The sequence below is a fragment of the Streptomyces sp. NPDC107562 genome, from assembly GCF_055657325.1.
Map to the genome: position 1 here is coordinate 209526 of NZ_JBVKBE010000011.1, position 23600 is coordinate 233125.

A 23600-nucleotide genomic window follows, 5' to 3' on the forward strand; every position below is an offset into this window, starting at 1 on the left:
CCGTATGGAGACCACCGGCATGAGTCCACTGGCCAGACCCGCGCTCGTCCTCGCCACCGGGCTGACGGCGCTCGTCACCGTCGTACCCTCCGCGCCGCCGGCGTCCGCGTCGCAAGGCGGCGCCACCGCCTCCGCCACCGCGCTGCGGACCCAGCATCTGCGCTCGGCCCTCGGGATCGACGACACCACCCCCGACCTGACCTGGCAGCTCAGCGCGCGCGGTCGGGGCGTGGTCCAGAGCGCCTACCGCATACAGGCCGCCAGCAGCCGCGAGAAGCTGCGGCAGGGACGGCCCGATCTCTGGGACTCCGGCAAGGTCCGCTCGGACGAGCCGCACGCCGTCTACGCGGGCAAGGCACTGGGTTCCCGCGACCGCGTCCACTGGCGCGTCCAGCTGTGGTCCGGCGCCCGGACCTCGCAGTGGAGCGACATCGGCGTCTTCGAGACGGGACTGACCCGCGCCGAGGACTGGTCCGCCCAGTGGATCACCAACGACGCGTGGCGGCTCAGCGAGCACCCGGTGCAGCCGGTCGTCGTCACCCTGCCGAGGACGACCGCCCGCCATGTCCGGCTCGACGTCACGAAGCTCGGACTGCCGCTGGACGACCAGTGGCGTCTTCAGCTCGGCGAGATCGAGGTCCGCGACTCGGCCGCGCCGGACGTCAACCACGCGAAGGGCGCCGCCGTCACCGCGTCCGAGAGCGACACCGTACGCAAGATCTGGGAGCCCGCCCTCACCGTCGACGGACTGACCAACAGCGCCCTCGACCGCGCCGCCGGTTACACGAGCCCCGCGCACACCGGCACCGCATCGCCCGTCTCGCTCACCCTGGATCTGAAGGCCGCACAGACCTTCGACCAAGTGCTGCTGTTCCCGCGCGCCGACGTGCTGACCGCCGACGGGCGCGTGCCGCACTTCCCCGTCGACTACACCGTCTCGACCGCCGAGACCGCCGACGGCCCCTGGAGCAGGGCCGCGGAGGTCACCGGGCAGCGGCCACCCCAGCCGTACCTGCCGGCCGGACTCCCCCTGTTCACCAAGGACTTCACTCTCCCGAAGGGCGCCCGCAGCGCCCGCCTCTACCTCGCGGGCCTGGGCATCCACGACGCCCGCATCAACGGCGAGCCGGTCGGCGACGCCGTCCTGGAGCCCGCCAACACCGACTTCGACGACCGGGTCCAGTACGCCACGTACGACGTCACCGAGCGGCTGCGGCGCGGTGCGAACTCGCTCGCCGTCGAGCTCGGCAACGGCGCCTCCAACGTCGTCAGCACCGCGGACCGCTACCGCAAGTGGTACGGCAACTTCAGCGACCCGAAGCTCGTCGCGCAGTTGGAGATCACGCTGGACGACGGCAGCGTGCGCCGCATCGCCAGCGGCACGGACTGGCGCACCACGCTCGGACCGACGACGTCCTCCAACTGGTACGGCGGCGAGGACTACGACGCGCGGCGGGAGATCCCCGGCTGGGACGAGCCGGGTCGCGACCGCGCGTCCTGGGCGTCGGCCGTCGCCCTCGGGCGCCCCGGCGGCACCGAGGAACCGGCCGCGCTCAGCGCCCGGGAGACCGAGCCGGTCCGGGTGATGGAGACGCTGCAGGGCACCGAGGTCGCGGGCGCCGACGGCAGCCGCGTCTTCGACCTCGGGCGCAACATCGCGGGCTGGCCGGAGATCACCGTCACCGCCCCCGCGGGCACCGCGGTGCGCATCTACCCGGCGGAGAGTCTCAAGGACGGGCACGCCTTCCAGTCGATCAGCAACGTCGGCGCGCCCCTGTGGGACAGCTACACCACCAAGGGCGGGGGCCGCGCCGAGACCTGGCACCCCCGGTTCAGCTACCACGGCTTCCGCTATCTGGAGCTGAAGGGGCTGCCCGCCGGGGCGACGGTCTCCGTACGCGGCAAGGTGCTGCACACCGACAACACCAGTGCCGGGAGCTTCACCAGCTCCAACGAGCTGATCAACGGCATCCACGGACTGATCCGCCGCGCCGTCCAGGGCAACATGATGAGCATCCTCACCGACTGCCCCAGTCGCGAGAAGCTGGGCTGGCTGGAGCAGAACCAGCTCGTCTTCCCGACCCTCGCCGCCAACTACGACATGCGCGCCTACCTGCGGAAGATCGTGCGCGACATGGCCGACGCGCAGACCCCCGAGGGACTGATCCCGAGCACCGTCCCCGACTACGTCGAACTCTCCGGCGGCTACCGCAACGACGCCAACTGGGGCGGCGCCTTCGTCCTCGTGCCCTGGCAGCTCTACACCACCTACGGCGACGAGGAGACCCTGCGCACCTACTACCCGCGGATGAAGCAGTACGTGACCTTCCTGGAGCAGAAGGTCTCGGGCGGCATCCTCGACTACGGCCTGGGCGACTGGATCACCCCCGACCGCGCGTTCCCCCGCGCGGTCGCGGGCACCTACGGCTACTGGCGCGTCGTCGACGGCCTCAGCCGGATCGCGCGCGTGCTCGGTGAGGACGGCGACGCCGCGCTCTACCGGGAGAAGGCGGACACGAGCGCCAAGGCGCTGTCGGACAAGTACTACGACCCGTCCACCGGCACGTTCGGCGGCGCGGGCCACGGCGCCGAGGCACTCGCCCTCGACATGGGCGCCGTACCGGAGGGTGAACGAGCGCGGCTCCTCGACCACTTCACGCGGTCGGTCGTCGCGGCGGACCATCACCTGATCCTCGGTGAGATCTCCCTGCCCGCCGCGATCCGCGTGCTGTCCGAAGCGGGCCGTGACGACATCGTGCACGGGATCGCGACCCGGACCACCAGCCCCAGCTACGGCTACCAGGTCCTGGCCGGCAACACCACGCTGGGCGAGACCTGGGACGGCGGTCCCGGTCAGTCGCAGAACCACTTCATGCTCGGGGCCATCGACGCCTGGTTCACCGGCCGGGTCGCCGGGATCCAGCAGCGCCCGGGTTCCGTCGGCTACCGCGAACTGCTCATCGACCCGGCGGTGGTGGGTGACCTGACGTCGGCGGCGGGCTCGTACACCACCCCGTACGGAACGGCCCGCACGAAGTGGTCACGTGAGGGTTCCGCGTTCCGCCTGGAGGTCGTCGTCCCCGCCGGGTCCACGGCGGAGATCCATGTGCCGGCAGCAGGACCCGGCACGGTCCGCGCCGACCGTGAGGCGCGTCTGCTGCGCACGGAGAACGGCTCGGCCGTGTACGAAGTCGGTTCCGGGACCTGGGGGTTCACCTCGACGTCCGCGCCGCAGGGGAGCTGAACCCGTCACCGAGGCGCATCGTCGCGTGTCGGTGATACCTGAGACACCCGGCCGTCGGGCAGAACTTTGCGGATCGTGTCATCGGGATGGTGCGCGGGCGGAGTTGGAAGGGATGGAGAGGGCGCCCTCCACTCTGTTGGCTCGCAACGATCCGCAAGGAGTCCCACGTCCATGACTCGGATGACGACAACGAAGAAGTGCGCGGCCGCCGTGGTGTTCGCGGTCACGCTGGCGGGAATGCCGGCGGCGGCCCAGGCCGTCGCGCCGGAGCAGTCCGCGGCGACCACCAAGGCCCACAACCGGTCCATCGCGGCGACCGGACACGCGTCCGAGTCGGTGCGGGTGGTGGCGCCCGGTGAGCGCGTCGACGCCGGGGCGGGCGTCGAGATATGGCTGACCGGCGAAGGCAAGCACTGGTCGACGCCGGAGATGGACTACCAGTTCCGCAGCGTGGTCGACGGCAACATCGACCTGAGCCACCCCAGCATCGGCCTGATGACGGAGCCCCTGGGCGACCGCTACTTCCTCTCCGGGATCTACGTGGCCAGGACCAATGCGGTCCGGGTCGTCGTCGACACCAGCGACGGCAAGGTCACGGCTTCCGTCGTTCGGCTGGCCGGCAGGCCCGGCTGGGGCGTCTGGTACACCGATGTCCCGCTGCACGACGACCTCGCCATCGACAGCGTCACCCTGTACGACAAGCGCGGCAAGGAGATCGCGTCCCTCGCCCCTTCGCACCCGTAGGCGCACCGGGCCCTGACGACTCTTTGACCGTGAGCTCGTAGGCGGGGGCCGGACCCCGGCCCCCGCCCAGCCCCTTTGGCCGTCCCCCCTCCCCCGACTCCCCGCCTACTTCAAGGATCCGTTGTCGTGACGCACGAGAGCCACGCCGACTTCACCGAGTTCGCCACCGCGGCCTGGCCCCGCCTGGTGCGTACGGCTCATATGCTCACCGGCGACTTCCACGAGGCCGAGGACCTCGTCCAGACCACGCTGGCCAAGGTGTACGCGCATTGGCGGAGGATCCCGCGGGACGAGGTCAACGCGTACATACGGCGTGCTCTGGTCAACAACAACATCAGCCGGGTACGCAAGAAACGTGTAGCCCACTTACTCACGCCGTTCCTTCCCGAGTCGATGCACCGCTCGCACGGCGGGCACGCCGAGGGCGTCGAGCAAAGTGCCGTCATCATCCAGGCCCTCGCGGTCCTGTCCGCCCGCCAGCGTGCCGTCGTGGTGCTGCGCTACTGGGAGGACATGAACGAACAGGAGATCGCCGAGGCGCTGAACTGCTCGGTCGGCACCGTCAAGACGCACGCCCGGCGCGGGCTGGAGGCCCTGCGCGCCCATCCCCACCTCATCCTCGACCCAGCCCACCAGGAAGCGAAGCGCTGATGTCCCGGACCACTGGGCCCACCCCTCAGCAGCGGTACGAAGCCGAACGACTGCATGACGCGTTCAGCGAGGTGGCCGACGCCGTCACCCCTTCTCCCGTACCGCTGGCCGCCATCGAACGAGCGGGCCGGGCCAGGCGGCGCCGGCGAGCCGCGGGACTGGCGATCGGTTGCGGGCTGCTCCTGGCTCCGTTGGCTGTCGTCACGATCCGCGCCGCCCTCCCCGATCACACCCCCGCGCAACGTACCGAGGTCACGACGCCTCCCACACCCTCGGAGACGTCGACGGAGAACACGGTGCGGGTGGTGGCATCGGGCGAGCGTGTCGAGGCCGGGGCAGGCGTCGAGATATGGCTGACAGATGAGGGCAAGCACTGGTCGACGCCGGAGATGGACCGCCAGTTCCAGAGCGCCGGCGACCCCGCCAACGAGCCTCACCTCCCTCACGTAGGCCTGAGCGCGGAAACCCTCGGCGACCGCCACTTCCTGTCCGGGGTGTACGAGGGGACCGATGACGCCGCCCGTGTCGTCGTCGAGACCAGCGACGGCAAGGTCACCGCGTCCCTTGTCCGGCTGGCCGGCGCGCCCGGCTGGGGCGTCTGGTACACCGACGTCCCCGCCCACGCCGGTCTCGCCATCAACGACGTCACCCTCTACGACACACACGGGAAGGCGATCGCCGCAATGACACCGTCCCAACCGTGACGTTCGTCGATGCCTACGTACAACGGGCGTTGAGCAGGTCACGGCATACCTGGAAGCGCAGATGCGTGACGAGCGGAGACGGGAGGATTCTTGTCCGTTCCAGCTCAAAGTGTTCCGTTCCCAGATGCTCGAACAGCCTGCGCCCGCCTCCCAGGAGCACGGGAGCGAGCTGGAGGTTGATCTCGTCGAGGAGCCCCGCGCGGAGCGCCTGCTGGGCGACGTCCGCCCCCATCAGGGTCACGTCTCTCCCTTCCGCGACCGCCTCCGCCTGCCGCAGCGCGCTCTCCAAGCCCTGGGTGACGAAGGTGAAGGTCCCGCTCTTCATGGCGCGCCGGCTTCGCGCGCGGTGCGTGAGGACGAAGCACGGCACCGGGAAGGGGGTGTCCTGCCAGACCTCGACCCCCACGTCGAATGTCCTTCTACCCAGCACGACGGCACCTGTCGTGGCCGAGACCTCCTGTGCCACTCCGGCATCGACGTCGTCGGCCGGAGTGTTGAGAATCCACTCGTGCAGACGCAGACCACCCCGGCCCATCGGGTGTTCGACGCTGATGTCGGGACCCGCCATGAAACCGTCGAGTGACATGGTGACGTGCAGGACCACCTTGCTCATCTGACAACACCTTTCCGCACGGTCGTGGTCGACAGCGCTGGAAGTCGGACCGTGCGGCGACGACAAACTCATCGGCCCAGGCTCATGGTGTGGGGCCCTGTGGGGCCCGGGACCGGGGGTCGGGCCCACGGTCAGGGCGCGTCGCCGGAGTAGGTGAGGCGGCAGATCACCCCCGGACCAGGGGTGCGGGGGTCGCCGGGGCGCGGGTCGTACAGGGCGCGGCCCCCTGGCCATCGCGACAGCTCGGTGGGCAGGGCGACGCCGTCGTCGATGTCCTCGGTCCGCCAGCCGGTGATGTCCAGCAGCAGGCCGTCCAGCGGTCCGCCTACGAGCGCCGCGTAACTCCGGTGCGGGAGCGGCCCGGGGTCGGGGTCGTCGTGGTCGTGGCCGTAGACCCTGCCACGTAGCAGCTGCTCATCACCGTTCATTCGACCAGCCTCGCAGCCGCCACTGACAACGCGGGCTTGCCCGGAGCTACCTCGGGGCCCGGAAGGCGCAGCCTGCGCGGCGGCCGTCCGTCATCCGGTATGCGGGTCCGTGGCGAGGCGGACGGCCGCGTCGACCATGGTCCGCAGCACCGGGGCCGACTCCGGCCAGCCCTCGTACCGCACGCGCAGCTCATGGCCGCTGGTCTCGACCGCGTCCACACCGTACGGCAGGCCGAGCTCGCGTGCCTTGGCGCGGTGCGGCCGTGCGGGCGGCCCCTCTCGGGGCAGCAGGACCATGACCGTCGTGAGGGCCACCCCCGCCTCTCCTCTGTCCTCCATGGAGCAGGCGACGCCCACCTCGACGCCGTCCCGACGGCCCACCGCAAGCAGCTCACCGGAGAACCGGGGACTCGCGGGCAGCTCCCACCGCGGGGTACCGCCGGTGAAATCGGACGAAGCGGTGCCGCATCGTCCCTCGTTGAGGTCTGCCCACGCGCACAGGATGCTCTGGGTGTGCGCCTTGCGTTGCGCGGTGCGGCGCACCTGGCCCAGTGTCATCCAGGTGATCACGGCAGCTGTCACGGCCGAGACGACGACCAGGAGCAGCGACAGCTGCCACGGAAATCCGAAGAAGAGCCCCGTCACCAAGAGCACCGCCGCCGAGACAGCCGCCAGGATGACTCCCGTTCGCCGTACCTCACGCTCTTCGTCCCTGGACGGCATGTCATGCAGTACAGCACAGGCGGCAACTCAGGGACACCGAGCAGATGCAACGCGACCTCCACGCCCGTGCGTTCATCCCGGACCGCTGGCAGATCATCACCGCCGACGGCGCCGCATCGGCAGCCAGCTCATCCGCAGCCTCCTGCGCCAGGCCCGCCTGCATGTACTCGCTGTCCGCGGAGGTGGCCGACCGCAGGCCGATGCCCGTCATGCCACTCGCTGATTCAGTTGACGTACAAAAACGCGGGAATCATCAACAAGGGGAGAGTGAAGGCCAGTTGAAGAACCCACGGAGCGTCGGGACCCTCGCTTTCCGGTTTCCCGGGATTTTCCGCTTTCCACGTCATGAACGTGCGCATCGCCTTCCAGTGGCCCACGGCGCACAGGGCCGAGCCCACGAGGATGGCGCAGTACACGGGGAGCCACTCGCTCACAGACTCCCCGTAGCGGATGGTCAGGCCCACCATGGGCAGGAAGGTCGCGGCCGGACCGCAGGAGACGAAGATCTTCTGCGGTCGGTTGACCATGCCCGGCAGCATCAGGGCGATGAAAAGCGCCGCGCTCGCGGCGGCGAAGAGCCACCACAACGGCGACGTCTTGTCCAGCATGCGTAAGCCTTTCGTACGCGTGCGATATTACTGGACAACTGGAACGGCACTGACGGCAGGCTCCGTCGCACAGGTCGATGGCAGCAGAGAAACTGCTTTGGGTTGCTGCGGAAATACGCCTCGACAAAGGGATCGAAGGCGGTCTCAGCGCATGGGGAATTGCACAAGGCACCGGTCCCAGGTTTCCGCTGCCCGTAGCACCGCCGCCCTGTCCGTCTCTATTTCGATCGCTTACTGGTAGAGATCCAGGCCCTCGGCACCCTGCGTAGGCGGGGGCGCTGCCTCCAGGGAGAGATGGACCCGCAGGACTCCGCGGCCGTCGTGCCACCGAACCTGGCTGAAAGCGATGACCGGCTCGATGAAGGTGAGGTCCGGAACGAACTGCCCGTCCTCATCCGGCTGCGCGTCCGGCCTCTCCTCGTTCGCGACGGCACGCAGCCATGCGGACACCTCATGAGCCTCGTCCACCAAAAGGGACGGGTCCGTGAAGGACCAGCTCACCTCAGGAGCCGTGCACTCCCCCGCGATGACAAGCCAGTTGTCGTCCCAGCGGTCACCGCGGGCCACCGGAAACTCGTAGCCCAACGGCCGCATGCCGAGTCCACCGGCACTGTCAGTAAGTCGCACCGCCGAAGAATGCCATATCCCGGCAGGCCCCAACGGCCGTCACCGACTCCGCGCCACCTCCACGCGATCGCCACAACTGATCTTTGCCGGTTGTTCATCCGGTCACTACGTCGGTGCTTGCCCGTAAGTGGCACGATCCGGCGCCGTAATGACTGTGTGGGAGGGGAACGATGTCCCAGAAGAGAACGTACGCCGCGCTCACGGTGCTGTCACTCGCGGCGGGGACGCTGGCCGCCGGGGGCGTGGCGAGCGCGGAGCAGCGGGCGGGCGCGGAGCACGGGTGGAAGCCGAGGGCGTTCGAGCGCACCGCCACCTACCCGGTGTTCCAGAACCGGCCGGCGGGCGAGGACCCGGCCTCCCAGACGGTCGCGGAGATCTCGGCGGTCAGTGAGGACGGCCGTACCCTCGTCTACACCGACGCGGCGGCCCGGCGGATCGGTTTCCTCGACATCGGCAACCCCGACCGGCCGCGCGGGCTCGGCACCCTGTCGCTCGCTCAGCTCGGCAACGCCGAGGACGAGCCGACCTCCGTCGCCGTGGTGGGCCAGTACGTCCTGGTCGTGGTGAACACGAGCGCCGACCACGCGAGCCCCTCCGGCCGGCTCGACGTGATCTCGCTGCGCGACCGCACGCGCGTCGCGACCTTCGATCTCGGCGGCCAGCCCGACTCCGTCACGATCAGCAAGGACAAGCGCTACGCCGCCATCGCGATGGAGAACGAGCGCGACGAGGAGGCCACCCCGCCCGGTGGCGAGGAAGGCGATCTGCCGCAGCTGCCGGGCGGCTTCGTTCAGATCATCGATCTCAAGGCCTCGTCCGCCCCGAAGAGTTGGCGTCTTCGGCCGGTGCCGCTGACGCAGAGCGACGGGGGCGCGCTGCCCGTGCTCGCCGACGCCGGAATCGCCGAGCCGACGGACCCCGAGCCGGAGTACGTCTCGGTCAACGGCCGCAACCAGCTCGTCGTCACGCTCCAGGAGAACAACGGCGTCGTCCTCATCGACCTGCCGACCGGGCGGATCACCAAGGCGTTCAGCGCCGGGACGGCGTCCGTGAAGGGCATCGACACCGTCGAGGACGGCACGATCGACCTGACGGGCTCGATCGCCGACGTGCCCCGCGAGCCCGACGCGGTCGGCTGGATCGACGACCGCTACCTGGCGACCGCCAACGAGGGCGACTGGCATGGTGGCACCCGCGGCTGGTCCGTCTTCGACAGCCGGACCGGCGAGGTGGTCTGGGACGCGGGCAACAGCTTCGAGCAGCTGGCCGTGCGGTACGGGCTGTTCAACGAGGACCGCTCCGAGAACAAGGGCACCGAGCCGGAGGGCCTCGCGATCGCCGAGTTCAACGGCGTCCGCTACGCCTTCGTCGGCTCCGAGCGCAGCAACTTCGTCGCCGTGTACGACATCAGCCGGCCGACCCACCCGGTCTTCCGTCAGATGCTGCCCACCACCAACGGCCCCGAGGGCCTGCTGCCCATCCCGTCACGGGGGCTGCTCGCGGTCTCCAGCGAGGAGGACGACGCCGAGGCAGGCGTACGGGCCTCGGTGAGCCTGTTCCGCCTGGGCAAGGGGACCCCGGGCTTCCCGGGCATCGTCTCGGCCGACGACGCCACCGGCGCGCCGATCGGCTGGGGTGCGCTCGGGGCGCTGTCGGCGGTACCGGGCAGGTCGCACCAGGTGTACTCCGTCACCGACGCCGCGTACACGCCCACCAGGATCCTCACCGTCGACGCGTCCCGGGAGCCGGCGCTCATCACCCGGGCGCTGACCGTCAAGGACGAGTCCGGACAGCCGGTCGGCTACGACGCGGAGGGCATCTTCGCCCGGCCGCAGGGCGGATTCTGGCTCGCCGTCGAGGGCAAGACCGGTGCCGGCAACCAGCTGGTCCGCCTCGACCGCGACGGTGTGACCCGACAGACCGTGTCCCTGCCCGCCGACGTGGCAGCGGGCCTCGGCAGCCAGGGCTTCGAAGGCGTCACCGGCACCACCGACCGCAACGGCCACGAGGTCATGTGGGTCGCGCTGCAGCGCGAGGTGAAGACCGACCCGGCGGGGATCGTCCGGCTCGGCCGCTACGACGTCGACGCCGGCACCTGGAGCTTCTTCGGCTACCGGCTCGACTCCACCACCACGCCGGGTGACTGGATCGGCCTCTCCGAGATCACCGTCGTCGGTGACAAGCTCGCCGTCATCGAGCGCGACAAGCTCAACGGCCCGGCCGCCAAGATCAAGCGGGTCTACACCGTCGATCTGCCGAAGTCGGCCGCACAGCCGGGTTCGCTCCCGGTCCTGCCCAAGAAGCTCGCCTACGACGTCCTGCCCGAGCTGCGGGCGACGGACGGCTGGACGCAGGAGAAGCTGGAAGGGCTGACGGTCGCCGGCGACGGTGAGGTGTTCGCGGTCACCGACAACGACGGTCTGGACAACGCGACCGGCGAGACGGTCTTCCTGGAGCTCGGCTCGAGCAGGAAGATCTTCGGCCGACGCGGCTGACGTCTCCCGCGTGATGCCCCGGCCGCGCTCGCCGGCCGGGGCACTGCGGGCCCGGGCGCGCGGCGACAGGTTATGCCGCCCGGCAGGCCGAGCCGGGCACTGGATCGCCCCACAAGGGCTGGGTCCTGCCGCATGCAGCCGGTGCGGTCAGGGGACGAGCATCCTGTCCTGCTCGACGGGAGGTGTGCCGTCGTGCCAGGGCAGGACCTTGCCGAAGCGCACCAGCTCGCCGTAGAGCGCGGGATCGACGTGCTCGGCGAAGACCAGATCGAGGACGGCTTCGGCTGCCTTGGCGGGAGTCTGGGCCTGGCTGTAGTCGCTGAACCACGGGCGCGAGGTCGCGGTGTCGACCATGCCGGGGCACACGGCCGCGACGAGCGTGTCGTGCGCGAGGTCCTGTGCGCGGCGTTCGGCGGCGACCGCGCGAACCGCGGCGACCTGGGCCACCTTCGAAGGGACGTTCAGCCACAGGGGCCAGCCCGCCTCCTGAGCGGTTCCGTCGTGAATGGCGCTGCGCCACGACTCGACGGCCTGCTCGACCTGGTCGAGACTCGCGCCGTCGAACAGGTGGTGGAGTCGGCCGTCGAGGTGGCCGAGGGTACCCAGGCTGCTGGCCACGACGAGCAGCCGCCCGCCGGGGCGCAGCACGGGGCCTAAGGAGCGCAGGATCGCGTGCGTGGCGGTGTTGGAGACGTCGATGAACTCGTCGGCCCGCTCGGCCTGTGACTCCTCGGGCAGCAGACGGGCGACCGCGTTCGAGACGACGACGTCCACTCCTCCGTAGCTGGCCTGCAACTCCTCGGCGAGACGGGCGATGGCGTCGGTGTCCGCGACATCCAGGACCCGACCCTCGACCCGGGCGCGCGTGGCGGACGACCGGGCGATCTCACCGACGGCGTCCGCCACGCGCTGCGGGCTGCGACCGGTGAGCAGGACCAGGTCGTCCGGGTCCATGCGGGCCGCCAGTCCCTCGACGAGGGCCCGGCCCAATCCCTGGTTGGCGCCTGTGACGAGGCCGATGCGTGAGATGGTCATGGACTCCACGCTAGAAACCCGTCAGCCATCGGTCCAACGAAAGATCAGCACGCCCGCCATGCGCATTCATCATGGCTCGCCGATGTGTCACTGACCCAGTGCGCGTCCAAGAGGTGTCGGTCAGAGTGCCCGAGAGGGGACGGATACTCCGGTGAGGCGTTCGGCCTCGGTCCACAGACGCGCCGCAAGCGTCTTGTCCCGGGCGCTGCGCGGCAGGCGGGTGTCCCTGGTCGGGCCGACGAGCCCCCAGCGAGGGCCGTAGTAGCCACCCGCTTTCGCGTCCGGGCTGGTGGCCGCGTACAGCAGGGGTTCCGTGCCCTGCTCAGGACCCTGCGACGGCACGATCCTGTACAGGAGCGATTCCACTCGGCCGGGTCGGCCGCCGTTGAGGGTCGGCCCGGAGATCGTCAGATTCGTGCGCGTGTAGCCGGGGTGCGCACCGGCCGACAGCAGGGGCCAGCCACGTTCGGCCGCGAGGTCGGACAGGTGGATCGTCATCAGGATGTCGGCGAGCTTGGACTGGGCGTAGGCCCGGGTGGGGCTGTAGCCGCGGGTGGACTGCAGATCGTCGAAGTCGATCGTGGCTCGGTTGGCGGTGCCGCTGCTCATGGTCGCCACCCGCGGGGCCGGGGCGGACAGCAAGAGCGGCAGGAGCTGGACGGTCAGGGCGAACGGGCCGAGGAAGTTGCTGCCCAGCTGCAGCTCGAATCCGTCCGTGGTCTCGGTGCGCTGGGGCACGTGCATCACGCCTGCGTTGTTCAGCAGCAGGTCCAGCGGCCTGCCGTCGGAGTTCAGGCCGTCGGCGAAGTCGCGCACCGAGGCGAGGTCGGCCAGGTCCAGGCGTCGGACCTCGACCTGGGCACCCGGGTGTGCGGCGACGATCTCGTCCCGAGCCTGTTCACCCTTGGCCGGGGTACGCACCGCGAGCACCACATGCGCCCCGGCTCCGGCCAGCCGCTTGGCCGCCTCCTTTCCGGTGCCACTGTTCGCGCCGGTCACCACGGCGAGCTTTCCGCTCTGGTCAGGGACCTGGTACATGTCGATCTCCATTAAGTACTGGCGGTATCTTGCGTCCTCGCAGAGTAACGGACCGCCGGTATCTAAGCAAAGTACCGGCGGTTTGTAACATGAGGAGGTGACCTTCCAACGCGCGCGCACCGACGAACAGCGAAGCCAGCGGCGGCGCCAGATCCTGGACACCGCGGCGACGATGCTGACCGAGATGCCCGTCGCGAAACTGAGCCTCAACGAGCTCAGCCGCCGCGTCGGCCTGGCCAAAGCCAACGTGCTGCGCTACTTCGAGTCACGCGAAGCCGTTCTGCTCGAACTGCTCGACACCGAGATCCAGAGCTGGATCGCCGAACTGGCACAGGCGCAGCCGTCCGACGAAGGCACGGAGCAGGAGCGCGGGGACCGGTTGGCCGACATCCTGGCCACCTCGATGGCGCGACGGCCCGTGCTGTGCGACCTGCTGAGTGCGCAGGGCTCGGTGCTCGAGCACAACATCTCCACCGAGGTCGGCATCCGCCACAAGTACGCGGCCCGGCGCGCACTGCAGGATGCGGTCCAGCTCGTGCAGCGCCACCTTCCCGAACTCGGCACCGAGGGCGCCGTCGCACTCGTGGAGGCGACCCTGTTGATGGCCATGTCGGCATGGCAGTGCAGCCGCCCCTCGGAAGCGATGCTGGCGGCGTACGCCTCCGACCCCGAACTCGCCTCCATGCGTGTGGACTTCACGGACCTGGTGCGCCGTACGACGGCGGTGACCGCCAGCGGCCTGCTGGCTCGCCGCGACGACAGATCAGCGCTGCGCGGGAATTCCGCAGAGCAGCCCGCCGGCCTCGACGGCGCCCGATACGACGAGCAGCACGCTACGTAGGCCAGTCGTACCCGAGCGTGAAATTGACCACCACGGCGAAGGTGAGGTAAAGCAACCAGACGGCAGTCAGCAGGCGGAACAGTCCCATCACACGCTCAGCAACGGGCACGCCGAGCGACGCGACGAACTTGCTGAGATAGACGAGGAAGAGCCCGACGAAGACGAGACCCACAGGCCAGTCGTCGGCCGCGAAGAACACCGTCGCGCCGAGCGCCGACAGGACCATGTAGGCCACGCCGACACCGGCGTTGACGCGCGCGTCGTTGCCGCGGTATCGGTCCCAGCCGAGCGCGAACCAGTGGATGCCGTACGCCGAGAAGGCCAGCGCCGCCATGTAGAGCGGCGGCTCCTTGAAGACCTCGAACCACGTGAGGCCCACGAAGAGGATGACGCCCGCGAGGAACTGGCAGAACCCCGGCAGCCAAATGCCCCAGACGCCCATCGCCCGGTCGACCCGCTCGTCCCTCCGGGGCCAGCCGAACAGTTCCTGGGAGCCCCAGATCAGGTATCCGGTCGCCAGGCCGAAGAAGCCGAGGGCGAGCGGCGGATACACCGACGGTTCGAAAATTACGTCCATCAGGGCATTATTCGCCTGAAAAGGGCGAACGGCACTTTTGGTGCACAGAGACACCTCCGTGCCCGGCCGCCCTCCTCACCGCCCGACGACACGAGCGCACCCGCACCCGTCGAAATACGATCTACTCGTGGACATCCCCGAGGTTCTCATCGCGCTGGAGCGCGCAGCTGAGGAGCAGCGCGCGAGGCTCGCCGGGCTCGACGGCGCCGAGTACGACGCGCAGCGTGCGGTCTGGCGGGAAGCGGCGAAGGCGGCACAGACCGCGATCACCGATCATGCCGCTGCGACCGGTGAGTCCCGCTACGACCTGGAGATGGCTCTGAAGCGTGCGGTCCGGCATTCCCGGGAGGATCCCGCCGAGTAGCGGGCACGCCTCGGGGGCCGATGGCGGACGACGGCGCTCGATCCCCCAGAGCAATGCGCGGCCACGAGACCGTCCGTGTCACCAAGGGAGCGCAGGAGGGCCGCCCGAGCGGTTTCCGGCGTCCGTTACGGCCCCGCACGCAGGGGCACTCGCCGCTCATGCCCTTCACACAGGTCACGCATCGCTCACCTGGCTCCGCGCGGTCGGCCGGCAGCGTCGCCATCGGTGCCGCGGCAGGCCTGACGGCTGCCGCCGGGCTCCTTTTCGGCCGTAAGGTCGCGACGATCAGCAAGATCGGCCGGGGACATCCGCTCAAGCACCGCGCCCTGGACCTGGCGGCCGGCGCGATCCAGCCGAAGTACCCGCTCGACGCGATGAGCACCTACCTCAACGGCTTCCACATGTACGCCGACGACATGGGCCGGCAGGTCGAAGCCACGCACTTCTGCATCCATCTCCAGCACGACCTGCACCAGTGTGTGATCTTCGACCGCAACGCACCCGACGCCCGTCTGATCGGCATCGAGTACATCGTCAGCGAGGAACGTTTCCGCAGCCTGCCGGAGGACGAGAAGCGGCTGTGGCACAGCCACCACTACGAGGTGAAGTCGGGCAGCCTCACCGCTCCCGGTATCCCCGACATGGCCGAGCACGCCTACTTCGAGGATCTCGTGAGCACCTACGGGAAGACGTTCCACACGTGGCAGTACGACCGCGACGACTTCCCCTACGGGATTCCACAGCTGATGATGGGCTTCACCGAGGACGGGCAGGCCCGGGACGAGATGGTCCAAGCCCGGGACGACCGGCTGGGCGTCTCGACGTCCCGCAAGCGGCAGAACCGGTCGGACATCGCCGTCCCTACGGTCGCACCGGGCGCCAACAGCTGGGAGAGCGGCCGAGCGCTGCAGACGAGCATCACGGAGACGGACTTCAAGCGCTGACCGTCACCGTTGCGCCTTACCTGTACGAAACTGCCGCCCATCAGCCGTCCCAGCGCTTGCTCGATCTATCGAATCTCGATAGATTTCCATCGTGGTTCGATGGAAGGACAGGTCATGGGAAAGCTGACCGTGGGTGCGCTGCGCGTCCTGCTCGTGGTGGTGCTCCTCGGCACCGTGTTCGTGCAGGCATTGATGATGTGGACGTTGGTCAGCGGGAGCGACCCGGAGGACGGGTCCCTCCCGCTGACCCCGCTGCGCGTGCTCACGATCGTGGGCATGCTGTCGGTCCAGGTCGCCCTGGTCTGCGTATGGCGGCTGGTGACGATGGTGCGACACGGAACCGTATTCTCCCGCGCCGCCTTCCGGTACGTGGACGGCGTGACCGGGGCGATCGTGGCGGCTGCCCTCGTGTGGTTCGCGGTCACAGCCATCAATGCGCCGGGCCAGCGGGACGACCCGGGCGTCACCGTCATCATGGGCGGGGTCGGCATGGCCATCCTGGGGGTCGCGCTCATCGTGCGCGTGCTGCGGATGCTGCTCGCCCAGGCTGTCGCGCGCAACGTCGAAGCGGCACAGATGCAGGCCGAGTTGGACGAGGTGATCTGATGCCGATCGCCGTCGACATCGACGTGATGCTGGCCAGGCGGAAGATCTCCGTGGGCGAGCTCGCGGACCGCGTAGGGATCACACCCGCCAACCTGGCGGTACTCAAGAACGGCCGCGCCAAGGCGGTGCGCTTCGCGACCCTCGCCGCGCTCTGCGAGGTGCTCAAGTGCCAGCCAGGCGACCTGCCGCGCTGGGAGGCCGAGGACGCGGCATCTGACTGACGTGCTCGTCCAAGATCATGGATTTCGAGGCCGTGCCACAGGAGATCCCGGGGCTGCTGGAGCGACCGGCCGAGGCTCCCGACCCTCGCGATTCATCCGGCGTACGGCAGCACGCTGGTCGGCGTGCTCGCGCTGGACCGCACCCACGACACCGGCCACGGCCGTTCTGTCGCCTGGTGTTCAGTAGCGGGCGCTGCCGGCCCGCAGGAGCGGGGAGACCGTCGAAGGGCGGCCGTCCACGGTGGCGCCGCCGAACTGGAGCATCGGAGCCAGCGTCCTGTTGTTCTCGGCGGGGAAGTTCAGCGCGGGAGCGGAGACCTCGTCCAACGCCACGCGCTGGGCGTCGGTCAAGGTCACGTCGAGGGCCCGCAGATTGGCCTCGAACTGCTCCAAGCGGCGCGCGCCGACCAAGGTGGAGGTGACTCCGGGACGGTCCTGCACCCAGGCCAGCGCCACGGCGGCAGGGCTTGCGCCCACCTCGCGGGCGACCGCGTTGAGCGCGTCGATCACGACGTAGTCGGCTTCGCTCGGGGTGCCGACCAGTTGCGTACGTGCGGTGTCCACCGGTCCCTTGGCGGTGCTGGAGTACTTGCCGGACAGGAAGCCGCTCTTCAGTGGCCCCCAGGGCAGCACTCCCATGCCCAGGGCCTGAGCCATCGGGATCAGTTCGCCCTCCGAGGTACGTTCGAGCAGGGAGTACTCCACCTGTAGCGCGATGATCGGGGCCCACCCGCGGAACCGCGCGACGGTGGCCGCTTCCGCCGTCGCCCAGGCCGGTACGTCGGAGAAGCCGACGTAGCGGACCTTGCCGTCGGCGACCAGGTCGTCGAGCGCGCGGAGCGTCTCCTCGGTCGGCGTGGAGGGGTCGAAGTTGTGCAACCAGTAGATGTCGACGTAGTCGGTCCGCAGGCGCCGAAGGGAGTTCTCCAGTTGTTGCACGACGGCCTTGCGGCCTGATCCGCCGCCGTTCGGGTCCTTCTCGTAGAGGTTCCCGAAGAACTTGGTGCCGATCACCACCCGGTCGCGCAGTCCGGGCCGGTCGGCGAAATAGTCACCGATGATCTTTTCGGAATGTCCGTTGGTGTAGATGTTGGCCGTGTCGATCGAGTTTCCGCCCCGATCGAGATATGCCGCGAGAATGTCCTTGGACTCCCCCGGGCTGCTGCCCCATCCATGGTCCTCCCCGAAAGTCATGGTGCCCAACGTGAACGGGCTGATACGCAGTCCGGAACGTCCGAGCGTCACATAGGAATCGAGCGACATGGTGCGACCTCTCAGGCGGGAAATGTGCGAGGACGGACGCGGTGACCGCCCTCCCGGGTACCTCTCCATTCGACCCCGCGACCCGATGTCCTCCTAGACCGATGCGCGCGGATCACTGCACGATCCGCGCAACCCCGCCCGCATCGTGCTGGCCGCGCCCACCCGCACGTGGTTGTCTGGCATGGTGCACCAGCTCGAAGAAATGCGGCACCGGATCACACGACTGGCCGCGGGAAGCACCCGTCCGGTATGGATCCAGCAGATGGCGGTCTTCTCGACCGAGCGTGCGACCGAACCACTGGGCTCGGTCACCGAGCCCATGATCGCGCTGACGGTGCAGGGAGCGAAGCGCTCGATTCTCGGCGACCACGTCTTCGACTACCACGCCGGTCAGTACCTGGTAGCCACCGTCGACCTGCCCCTGACCTCGCACATCACCCGCGCCACACCCAGCGAGCCGTATCTCGCGTTCGGGCTTCCCCTGCAGCCGGCGATCATCGCCCAGCTGCTGCTGGAAGCCGGCCCGACCACCGCCCGACCGCACGCCGGGCCAGGCGTGGCGACCAGCGACGACGACAGACTGCTCGACGCCGTCGTCCGGCTGCTCCGCCTGCTGGACGAGCCACGTGACATTCCGGTACTGGCGCCCGGCCTCCGACGCGAGATCCACTGGCGACTGCTGAACGGTCCCCAAGGCGCCATGATCCGACAGGTCGGCCTGGCCGACAGCCGCACGACGCTTGTCGCCCGCGCCATCGCATGGATCAAGGCGCATTACGACCAGATGATCCGCATCGACGACCTCGCCGCCGAAGTGGGATTGAGCGTTTCGTCACTCAACCGGCATTTCCGGGCAGTGACCTCGATGAGTCCCCTGCAATACCAAAAACAGCTCCGGCTGCAAAAGGCCCGTATCAAGCTCATGGCATCGCCAGGTGACATCGCCGCAATCAGCTACTCCGTGGGATACGAAAGCCCTTCGCAGTTCAGCAGGGAATACCGGCGAATGTTCGGTGCGCCCCCGGGCCAGGACGCGGCGCGCCTGCGGACGATGGACGTTCTTCAGGAGCAGGGGTCGCCTCTGACGTCATCGGATGGTTCGATCATCTCCGCCTTCTGACCAGGGTGCAGCGGAACATGTGCAGCGTCCATGACGGCTCGGCCGTCGGCTTCGTCGCGTACTCGACGGCCCCCATGGCCGCGTAGAACGGAGCGGCGTTCGGATCCGAAGCCACGAGGAAACCGGATCGCCCGAGCTCACGCGCGGTATGGATCGCGTGCTGCCAGAGAAGCCTGCCGTAGCCCTTGCCGATCTGGTCGGCGTCGACGAAGAGCTTGTCCAGGAGCAGGTCGCCGTCCCCCTCGGTGAAGCCGTAGAAGCCGAGGATCCTGCCCTCCTGCTCCAGCACGAAGACCGGGTTGATCCGGACGTAGGCCTCGGGAATCGCCCGAGCATCGCCCGCCCAGTCGAAGTATCCCGGTGGGTACCCCCAGTGCGTCGACGACCGCTCCTGGAGCCGCTCAAGCCCTGCGGCCTCGTCGGGATCAGCGCGTCGGATCCGCCAGGCACCATGCGTGGGCACGGCACGGACCACCCTTCTCCAGCTGGCTTCGGACTCCTCGTATGCCCGATCCGCTCCACACCACCCCTCTATACAAAATAGGACTTTTGCCACACACTGAACGGGTTACGTCTGAGGAATGCGACCGCCGAGGAGTTACACGCCGCATGACCCAGGGATCCCGCTCCCCCCATCTCCCTGTGCCCCCTCATCCCGATCTGTCGGAAGCCCAGCACTGCGATCACTGCCTCGGCTGGGGAACCGTCGTCACCTACGACGGACGTCACGAGCTGTGTGGAACGTGCCAGCAGGCAGCATCCGCACCACCCCGGGCCACCAGCCGGCACCCTTCTGGGAACCAACAGCCGTAGTCGGCGCCCCACCTGCGATTTTCCCCCGGCTAACAGCCGTTGTGGACAGTCGTACAGCATCAAGCTGAGCAGGGGAAGGTGACGATGAAGCAGCCGGTCGAGGTACCACGCGCTCCTCGGAATATGAGCATCCGCCGCGGAGACGGACTTCAGTTCCTTGAGTCGCATCCGAGCGAACCGGGAAAGGGCGTCAGCGTGGCGCCCGTCCTCGGGCCGGACCACGGCGCCAGCCATCTGTCGATCGCCCTCGTCGACATCGAACCCGGCGGTCACGTCATCGGTCACCGGCACCCGTTCGAGGAGTCCTTCTTCGTCCTGGAGGGCACCCCGCTGCTCGCCGTCGCCGACCACCAGTACGCCTTGGTTCCCCATGACTTCGGCCTTGTGCCCTACGCCGTCGGGCACGCCTGGAGCAACCCGACCGACCAGCGTGTACGCATGCTCCGCGTGTACGCTCCTCAGCCGCGGCCCATCGACGGCAGGGGGACGTGGGGGGTGTTCGCGGCCGACGAGACACAGGTGCCGACCCACGGGGTGGCCGTCGACGAGCTCGACCCCGCCAAGCCGTACGTCGGTCACTTCGACCCGGCGGACATGGCCCCGCCCGGTTCGATCTCGATGCCGGGATACCACGGCGCCAACGTGCAGAACGTCCAGATCCGCATGATGGTGGACGACCTTCTCGGCGCGCGGCACCATGCCATGTTCATCGTGCAGTTCACGCCTGGAACCGTGAACAACGCCCCCCTCAAGACGGCGAAGGAGCACTTCCATCCGTTCGAGGAGATCTACTACCTGATCTCCGGCGAGGCTCGGGCCTTCTGCGACGGCGAGCAGGACCTGGCCGGCGCCGGCGACCTCGTCTTCGCCCCTGTCGGCGCATCACACGGTTTCGCCGCCCTCGGCACGGAACCGCTGTGCTGGATCGAAGTGCAGTCCCCGATGCCACCGGCCAGCGGCGGATTCACCTTCCACAACGACTGGTCGCACCTGAAGAACATCGGTTGACCGTCGCCGGGACGTCCTCAGGGCATGACCACCGGGTGAGTCCGGCGCATGCACCTGGGGGCGTCTCAGCGCGTGCGGTAGCGCGCGTAGAGCAGTCCGCTGTCGAAGGCACGCTTCTCCACCAGCTCTAGATCGAGGCGCACGCCGTCGGGGAAGAACCGTTTGCCGCCGCCGACCACACTCGTGGTGATGAAGAGGTGGTACTCGTCCACCAGGCCGGCCGCGATCGCCTGGGCCGCGAGGTGCGGACCGTCCACGGTGAGGTCGTGGTCGGCTTCGGCCTTGAGCTTGCGCACCGCGTCCGGGTCGAAGCTCCGCTCGATCCGGGTCTTGGCGCTCGACACGGACTCGAGCGTCGTGGAGTACACGACCTTCTCCGCCGCCTGCCAGTCGCGGGCGTACTGCAGGATGTGCGGCGGCTGGTCGGGCTCGGTGTGAGCGGTCTCCCAGTAGACCATCGTCTCGTACATCCGCCGGCCGTAGAGGTACGTGCCTACGGGGCGGAAGAGGTCGTTGATGAAGGTATGGACCTCCGGATCCTCGGCTCCGGTGCCGAGGTCGCCCTCCGCGGCCTCGGCGTAGCCGTCGAGCGAGGTGACCATCGAGTAGATGAGCTGTGCCATGTGTCCCCTCCGGGTACGAGCGTCGGTTCGCCAGTGGTCCTGCTGCTTCTCACGTCTGACCCCGGGACGACCCACAACTCATCGGTCGGCGGCCTCACAAGACAATTGCGCCGAAGACCGCCGTGGTGGGGCCGTTTGCGCCCCCACCACGGCGGTGGTGCCGGGTGAGTCAGGCGGTGAGCTGCTGGCCTATCTTCTCGGCCTGCAGGCGGGCCTGCTCGTGGGCGTTGGCCAGGGAGGCCTCATGGACCGGGATGAGGTGGGCGAGCGCCGGCACGACGGGCGCCTTGGTCAGCTCGGCGACGAGGGTGGTGACGTCGAGGCTGAGGTATTCGGCGTCGCCCAGCACGGACTCCAGGGTCGGGACGAGGAAGTCCTTGCCGTGGTTGGGGGTGCCGGGGCCGTAGCCGCCGCCCCGGGCCGAGATCAGCACGGCCGGGCGGCCGGCGGCGGGCGCGGCGCCGGTGCGGCTGATGGTCCGGCCGACGACGATGACCTGGTCGAGCCAGGCCTTGAACACCGAGGGCATCGTGCGGTTGTACATCGGCACGGTGAACAGGTAGGCGCTCGCCCCGAGGAATTCGGCGATGAGTTCATCCTGAACGCCGGCCGCCCCGGCCTGCTCCGCCGTGCGCTGGGCGGGGTCCGTCAGCTGGGCGGAGATGGCCGCGGCGCTCAGATGCGGCACGGGGCGGGAGGCCAGGTCACGATGGACGACCTCGCCCGTCCAGGCGTCCCGGAAGGAGTCGGCGACCTGGCGGGAGACGGACGCCGTGCCGAGGGAGGAGGAGTCGACGTGCAGCAGGTAGGACATGACGAATGATTCCTGTCGTGCGGGATGAGGGAGGAAAGGCCGCGCTTCGTTGGCGACCCGCGGGGCGGTGAAGGCTGCGGAGGGGCCGAAGCCGGGTCAGTGACGTGCGGCGTGATCGCCGGGCAGTGCGCATCCGTCCGGACCGCAGACCTCGTCGGCGTCTTCGCCCAGGGTCGTGACGAGCGGTGAGTGGCCGGCGTCCCACGCCTGCTGGAAAGCGCCGAGGAGCGTGTCGGTGTCCTGGGCGCCGGCGATGGCGTACTGCCCGTCGATGACGAGGAAGGGCACCCCGCGGGCGCCGAGTTCCTTGGCGCGGCGGGTCTCGTCCTGGACCTGCTGCCGGTAACGGCGGTCGGTGAGGGCCTGTCGGGTCTCACTCCGGTCCAGCCCGAGTTCGTCGCTCAGTTCGAGCAGGGCGTCCACGTCGAACAGCGAGCGGGCCTCGCCGAAGTAGGCCCGAAAGCCCAGGTGCCAGGCCTCCCTGTGCTTGCCCCGGGTGGTGGCATGGGCCAGGAACTCATGGGCCAGCTGGGTGTTGGCCTTCTTGTTGTCCAGGACGACGTACGGCCTCAGCCCTTCACGCTCGGCCAGCATCTCGACCCGGCGCGTGGCCGCCTCGGCCTGCGCGTCGTCCATCCCGTACTTCTGCTTCAGCAGTTCCCGGGTGGGCACCGCCGGGCTGCTCGGCAGATCGGGGTCCAGGGGGAAGGAGCGGTGGATGAGCTCGATGTCGTCGCCGTGGGCGAACCGCTCCAGAGCCCTGTCGAGACGATGGCTCCCGAGACCGCACCACGGGCAGGTGAGATCGGACCAGATTTCCACCTTCAACGGTGGCACCTCCACTTCTTACGTCTTGGGCGTAACGCCATCATGGGCCAGTATGGGAGGCCGTACATAAGGCACATGGGTGTGTGCAACCGGAAGGGGATGTGCGTCATGGACGCCACCGCAGAGGACGTCACGGCCAAGACGGACACCGTCGTGTCATCGGGTCCCTGCGCCCGCTGGCCGGCGGAGAACAGGGCGATCATCCGACAGATCATGGACCGGGCCGGCGACAAGTGGAGCGCGCTCGTGATCGCCGCCCTGAACGACGGACCCTTGCGTTACACCGACCTGCTGCGCCGCGTCCCCGGCATCTCCCAGCGCATGCTGACCCTCACCCTGCGGCACTTGCATCGCGACGGACTGATCACCCGTACCGCGTACGCCGAAGTACCGCCCCGGGTGGAGTACGACCTCACACCGCTCGGCGGGACTCTGCACGACATCGTGGTGTCACTGATCGACTGGGCCGGCCTCCACCACGACGAGATCAGCCGGAACCGGGACCGCTTCGACGCAGCCGCCGACTGAGGCCCGCGCGGGACGCGTGCGGGCACTCCTCCCGCCGCGGGGCAGGAAGGTGTACACGGCTTCCCCGCGGCGGTTTCGGACCGGGGCCCCCTGCCGGGGCAAAAACCCCGGCGATGATAGGTTCCCAAGGAAAGGGTGCC

Annotated in this window: 26 protein-coding genes; 13 read left to right on the forward strand and 13 right to left on the reverse strand. The window is 69.0% G+C overall.

Annotated elements, in window-relative coordinates:
* Window positions 1-4: 4 nt before the first annotated feature.
* From ACZ7LV_RS27660 to ACZ7LV_RS27675, 4 genes are all read left to right on the forward strand, one after another.
* Window positions 5-3244, forward strand: coding sequence for a family 78 glycoside hydrolase catalytic domain (locus ACZ7LV_RS27660; RefSeq protein ID WP_471943092.1), 3240 nt, complete (start codon window positions 5-7; stop codon window positions 3242-3244).
* A 171-nt stretch (window positions 3245-3415) separates the two neighbouring features.
* Window positions 3416-3988 (forward strand): hypothetical protein, encoded by a 573-nt coding sequence (locus ACZ7LV_RS27665; protein ID WP_471943094.1) that lies wholly within the window; start codon window positions 3416-3418, stop codon window positions 3986-3988.
* A 126-nt stretch (window positions 3989-4114) separates the two neighbouring features.
* Window positions 4115-4639 carry a SigE family RNA polymerase sigma factor gene (locus tag ACZ7LV_RS27670; protein ID WP_471943096.1) on the forward strand — a complete coding sequence of 175 codons (525 nt, stop codon included), beginning with the start codon at window positions 4115-4117 and terminating at the stop codon, window positions 4637-4639.
* Window positions 4639-5343, forward strand: a complete 705-nt coding sequence (locus ACZ7LV_RS27675) for a hypothetical protein (RefSeq protein WP_471943097.1) — start codon at window positions 4639-4641, stop codon at window positions 5341-5343. The genes ACZ7LV_RS27670 and ACZ7LV_RS27675 overlap by 1 nt, the downstream gene beginning before the upstream one ends.
* A 13-nt stretch (window positions 5344-5356) precedes the next feature.
* Here the strand turns inward: ACZ7LV_RS27675 and ACZ7LV_RS27680 are convergent, their stop codons facing one another.
* The 5 genes from ACZ7LV_RS27680 to ACZ7LV_RS27700 form a co-directional block, all read right to left on the reverse strand.
* Window positions 5357-5956, reverse strand: a complete 600-nt coding sequence (locus tag ACZ7LV_RS27680) for a dihydrofolate reductase family protein (RefSeq protein WP_471943099.1) — start codon at window positions 5954-5956, stop codon at window positions 5357-5359.
* A gap of 131 nt (window positions 5957-6087) precedes the next feature.
* Window positions 6088-6384 carry a hypothetical protein gene (locus ACZ7LV_RS27685; RefSeq protein ID WP_471943100.1) on the reverse strand — a complete coding sequence of 99 codons (297 nt, stop codon included), beginning with the start codon at window positions 6382-6384 and terminating at the stop codon, window positions 6088-6090.
* A gap of 90 nt (window positions 6385-6474) precedes the next feature.
* The gene (locus ACZ7LV_RS27690) at window positions 6475-7107 is read right to left on the reverse strand and encodes a hypothetical protein (RefSeq protein ID WP_471943102.1); all 633 of its coding nucleotides are present in this window, start codon (window positions 7105-7107) and stop codon (window positions 6475-6477) included.
* Window positions 7108-7331: 224 nt separating this feature from the next.
* Window positions 7332-7715 (reverse strand): hypothetical protein, encoded by a 384-nt coding sequence (locus ACZ7LV_RS27695; protein ID WP_471943104.1) that lies wholly within the window; start codon window positions 7713-7715, stop codon window positions 7332-7334.
* Window positions 7716-7946: 231 nt separating this feature from the next.
* Entirely contained in the window at window positions 7947-8342 is a 396-nt protein-coding gene (locus ACZ7LV_RS27700; RefSeq protein ID WP_471943106.1) for a WapI family immunity protein, read from the reverse strand.
* A 170-nt stretch (window positions 8343-8512) separates the two neighbouring features.
* On the opposite strand from ACZ7LV_RS27700, the gene ACZ7LV_RS27705 reads away from it, so the two are divergent.
* Entirely contained in the window at window positions 8513-10837 is a 2325-nt protein-coding gene (locus ACZ7LV_RS27705) for an esterase-like activity of phytase family protein (RefSeq protein WP_471943108.1), read from the forward strand.
* A 147-nt stretch (window positions 10838-10984) separates the two neighbouring features.
* Here ACZ7LV_RS27705 and ACZ7LV_RS27710 read toward each other — a convergent pair whose 3' ends face one another.
* Both ACZ7LV_RS27710 and ACZ7LV_RS27715 read right to left on the reverse strand, forming a co-directional pair.
* On the reverse strand, window positions 10985-11872 hold the full coding sequence (locus ACZ7LV_RS27710; protein ID WP_471943110.1) for an SDR family NAD(P)-dependent oxidoreductase: 888 nt from the start codon (window positions 11870-11872) through the stop codon (window positions 10985-10987).
* 120 nt (window positions 11873-11992) lie between these two features.
* Window positions 11993-12910, reverse strand: coding sequence for an SDR family oxidoreductase (locus ACZ7LV_RS27715; protein WP_471943112.1), 918 nt, complete (start codon window positions 12908-12910; stop codon window positions 11993-11995).
* A 97-nt stretch (window positions 12911-13007) separates the two neighbouring features.
* On the opposite strand from ACZ7LV_RS27715, the gene ACZ7LV_RS27720 reads away from it, so the two are divergent.
* Window positions 13008-13751, forward strand: a complete 744-nt coding sequence (locus ACZ7LV_RS27720) for a TetR/AcrR family transcriptional regulator (RefSeq protein WP_471943114.1) — start codon at window positions 13008-13010, stop codon at window positions 13749-13751.
* Here ACZ7LV_RS27720 and ACZ7LV_RS27725 read toward each other — a convergent pair.
* Window positions 13744-14328: a hypothetical protein gene (locus tag ACZ7LV_RS27725; protein ID WP_471943116.1), complete on the reverse strand. Its 585-nt coding sequence runs from the start codon at window positions 14326-14328 to the stop codon at window positions 13744-13746. The two genes, ACZ7LV_RS27720 and ACZ7LV_RS27725, sit on opposite strands and share 8 nt — an antisense overlap.
* Window positions 14329-14455: 127 nt before the next feature.
* On the opposite strand from ACZ7LV_RS27725, the gene ACZ7LV_RS27730 reads away from it, so the two are divergent.
* The 4 genes from ACZ7LV_RS27730 (at window position 14456) to ACZ7LV_RS27745 (ending at window position 16463) form a co-directional block, all read left to right on the forward strand.
* Window positions 14456-14692 carry a hypothetical protein gene (locus ACZ7LV_RS27730; protein ID WP_471943118.1) on the forward strand — a complete coding sequence of 79 codons (237 nt, stop codon included), beginning with the start codon at window positions 14456-14458 and terminating at the stop codon, window positions 14690-14692.
* A 158-nt stretch (window positions 14693-14850) separates the two neighbouring features.
* Entirely contained in the window at window positions 14851-15636 is a 786-nt protein-coding gene (locus ACZ7LV_RS27735; RefSeq protein ID WP_471943119.1) for an OBAP family protein, read from the forward strand.
* A gap of 114 nt (window positions 15637-15750) precedes the next feature.
* Window positions 15751-16242: a DUF2975 domain-containing protein gene (locus ACZ7LV_RS27740; RefSeq protein ID WP_471943120.1), complete on the forward strand. Its 492-nt coding sequence runs from the start codon at window positions 15751-15753 to the stop codon at window positions 16240-16242.
* Window positions 16242-16463, forward strand: coding sequence for a helix-turn-helix domain-containing protein (locus tag ACZ7LV_RS27745; protein ID WP_471943122.1), 222 nt, complete (start codon window positions 16242-16244; stop codon window positions 16461-16463). The genes ACZ7LV_RS27740 and ACZ7LV_RS27745 overlap by 1 nt, the downstream gene beginning before the upstream one ends.
* Before the next feature lie 180 nt (window positions 16464-16643).
* Here the strand turns inward: ACZ7LV_RS27745 and ACZ7LV_RS27750 are convergent, their stop codons facing one another.
* Window positions 16644-17726, reverse strand: a complete 1083-nt coding sequence (locus ACZ7LV_RS27750; RefSeq protein WP_471943123.1) for an aldo/keto reductase — start codon at window positions 17724-17726, stop codon at window positions 16644-16646.
* Between the two features lie 181 nt (window positions 17727-17907).
* On the opposite strand from ACZ7LV_RS27750, the gene ACZ7LV_RS27755 reads away from it, so the two are divergent.
* Window positions 17908-18846, forward strand: a complete 939-nt coding sequence (locus tag ACZ7LV_RS27755; RefSeq protein WP_471943125.1) for an AraC family transcriptional regulator — start codon at window positions 17908-17910, stop codon at window positions 18844-18846.
* Here the strand turns inward: ACZ7LV_RS27755 and ACZ7LV_RS27760 are convergent.
* On the reverse strand, window positions 18830-19309 hold the full coding sequence (locus tag ACZ7LV_RS27760; protein ID WP_471943127.1) for a GNAT family N-acetyltransferase: 480 nt from the start codon (window positions 19307-19309) through the stop codon (window positions 18830-18832). The two genes, ACZ7LV_RS27755 and ACZ7LV_RS27760, sit on opposite strands and share 17 nt — an antisense overlap.
* A gap of 545 nt (window positions 19310-19854) precedes the next feature.
* Between ACZ7LV_RS27760 and ACZ7LV_RS27765 the strand changes: the two genes are divergently transcribed.
* Window positions 19855-20667 carry a cupin domain-containing protein gene (locus ACZ7LV_RS27765; protein WP_471943128.1) on the forward strand — a complete coding sequence of 271 codons (813 nt, stop codon included), beginning with the start codon at window positions 19855-19857 and terminating at the stop codon, window positions 20665-20667.
* A 65-nt stretch (window positions 20668-20732) separates the two neighbouring features.
* Here ACZ7LV_RS27765 and ACZ7LV_RS27770 read toward each other — a convergent pair whose 3' ends face one another.
* The 3 genes from ACZ7LV_RS27770 to ACZ7LV_RS27780 form a co-directional block, all read right to left on the reverse strand.
* A complete protein-coding gene (locus ACZ7LV_RS27770; protein WP_471943130.1) occupies window positions 20733-21290 on the reverse strand; it encodes a dihydrofolate reductase family protein in 558 nt (185 codons plus the stop codon).
* Between the two features lie 169 nt (window positions 21291-21459).
* Window positions 21460-22104 carry an FMN-dependent NADH-azoreductase gene (locus ACZ7LV_RS27775; RefSeq protein ID WP_471943132.1) on the reverse strand — a complete coding sequence of 215 codons (645 nt, stop codon included), beginning with the start codon at window positions 22102-22104 and terminating at the stop codon, window positions 21460-21462.
* Between the two features lie 96 nt (window positions 22105-22200).
* Window positions 22201-22926, reverse strand: coding sequence for a DsbA family oxidoreductase (locus ACZ7LV_RS27780; protein ID WP_471943223.1), 726 nt, complete (start codon window positions 22924-22926; stop codon window positions 22201-22203).
* 114 nt (window positions 22927-23040) lie between these two features.
* Here ACZ7LV_RS27780 and ACZ7LV_RS27785 point away from each other — a divergent pair, with 114 nt between their 5' ends.
* On the forward strand, window positions 23041-23460 hold the full coding sequence (locus ACZ7LV_RS27785) for a winged helix-turn-helix transcriptional regulator (protein WP_471943134.1): 420 nt from the start codon (window positions 23041-23043) through the stop codon (window positions 23458-23460).
* Window positions 23461-23600 lie beyond the last annotated feature (140 nt).